This is a genomic window from Elstera litoralis (assembly GCF_000963705.1).
GTDB lineage: Bacteria > Pseudomonadota > Alphaproteobacteria > Elsterales > Elsteraceae > Elstera > Elstera litoralis.
This window is the reverse complement of sequence record NZ_LAJY01000862.1, coordinates 1-2,065: the sequence shown is the minus strand read 5'-3', so window position 1 is coordinate 2,065 and position 2,065 is coordinate 1. Positions and strand designations below refer to the sequence as shown.

At 42.6% G+C, this 2,065-nt stretch carries 2 protein-coding genes; both read left to right on the top strand.

All coding sequences use genetic code 11. The features are described from left to right. Positions 1–178 precede the first annotated feature (178 nt). Entirely contained in the window at positions 179–823 is a 645-nt protein-coding gene (locus VZ95_RS24660; RefSeq protein WP_156995474.1) for a plasmid mobilization protein, read from the top strand. 4 nt (positions 824–827) lie between these two features. Further along, positions 828–2,065, top strand: a 1,238-nt coding sequence (locus VZ95_RS23530; RefSeq protein ID WP_156995473.1) for a relaxase/mobilization nuclease domain-containing protein, incomplete at its 3' end; no start/stop codon positions are given.

Sequence of the window (2,065 nt, the reverse complement as noted above, 5' to 3'; positions counted from 1 at the left end):
AACGGGGGAATATGATATTCCTCGGTTGGAATATTTGGACGGCGCTAAATACGTTACACCCTCTCCCGAATCACTTCGGAAGATATATTCTTATTGCGACCGTTTCTATAAATATCCGAATTTTCGGGGAAAAAATTTGTGATGTGTTTTTCGGTATATTTTAAAGGAGAAAGCAATCATGTCTAATTCAAATGCCAGAAGAAGAACCGCCCAAATATACCTTTCTATCCCCGGTAATCTTCTCGATTCATTTTATCAAAAGGCCTATTACTATTCCTCAATTCCAAAAATGATCGAGCATAAAATAATTAACGCCAATGACCTTAAATCTGAATCAGTATCCTCCTCCCTCACATTCCAAAAACTTAATCTGATAGGTCAAAAGATAAAACAAAGCATCAATACCAATTCCCACGTTTCTATATCCGAGCTTGATCAAATTATATCTTTTGAGAAAACTATCGAAGCGATTGGACGTAAATCAAAAAGAATTAGTTTTCGAGATCAAAAAGGTAAAAGAATTCCAGTTGATTCTTTTAACGTCAGAGTTCTTCCTGAAATTCACGATAAAGCAAAAATGTCTGCTTCTGCTGCTGGATTGCCAATTCCGCAATACACATTAAAATTGATTCTCGGCCATCCTATTTACCCTGCACCATCGAAAGATGATGCCCGTGTAATTAGCGAGCTTGGTAAAATCAGAGGGCTATTAATGGTAATTGAGAAAATGGAGCTATTTAATAACGAGGCCGAATTCTATCAAATTAAAATAAAAGTTGACGATATCCTATTTAATTATTCGTACTCTTCCGTTACGGATTAATATAATGATTGGTAAGATCATATCTTCTCGGAAGGACGGAGGAAGTCCTAAAAATCTCGTGAAATATCTAATTCACGGAAGGGACTTTACCGCCCCTGAACGCTATTCGTCTATTCAATTTATTAATTCCCCGACGCAGTTTGCAGATGATTTTATCCGTGATTGCGTGGCGCGAAAGAATGCCAGCGATCATTCAAAAGATAATATGTACCATTTTGTTTTGAGCTTATCCGAACATGATAAAGCCGATGACGCTCAATTGTTTGATGCTGCTAAAGCTGCATTGAATGAATTGGGATTAAAAGATCATTCAGCGGCATTAGTAATTCACAGAGACACGTCATTACCGCATATTCATATTGCCGTCGATCTCGTAAACCCTGAGACATTTCAAAGGGTCAAACGGCCATCACATGATTTTGCACGTCTCGCTAAAGTGTGTCGGATCGTCGAGAATCAATATGGATGGTTTCGTGCGAAGGGTCATTTTGCTGGTGACAAAGCTGCTGCCCGTGAGCTTGGACAGCCGGAACCGCCGAAACCTGATCGTGCTTCTCGTAATCGCAAAGTTCGTGATGGTGATTCAAATAACCCTTCTCAATCCTTTCAAAGCCGCATCGAAGGTAATCAGCAGCTTATATCGATCTTCCGAGATTCATCATCGTGGGATGATCTTCAGAACCGTCTATCGATCTACGGTCAAGCCGAGTTCGGTTCTGACATCTCATACGTAAAGCATGGGTCCGGTGCCGTCCTTACCCTCGCTAATGACCCCGAAGCGCGTGGCAAAGCCTCCCTGGTGCATCACAGCGCCAGTCTCAGCAAGCTCGAAGCCCGATTTGGCACCATACCGTCAAATTCCTCACCTCAAACCCCATCCCTGGGGGTTAGCCCAGGAAAGGAGAAAACTTCAAAGAAAGACGATCTATGGAACGAGTTTGAAAATCGGAAGGCTCTGCATCAATCCGACAAAGCCGATATCAAAGCCCGTAAGGATGCTTTACGGAACCGCCAGAAAGCCGAAATGGATGCTCTGAAGAAGCAACAAGCTACCGACCGCAGAACGCTTCTTCGTTCCATTACCGACCACCAAACCCGGTTACGTCTCGATTCCGAACGCGCATTGAAGGCCGCTCAATCGAGAGAGCTATTGGAACAAAAGCATTCATCCGAACGCAAATCGCTTTCTAAATCGCTTTCATTCCCATCATGGCGCGAATGGCTTCTTTCTGAAGCTAAAAG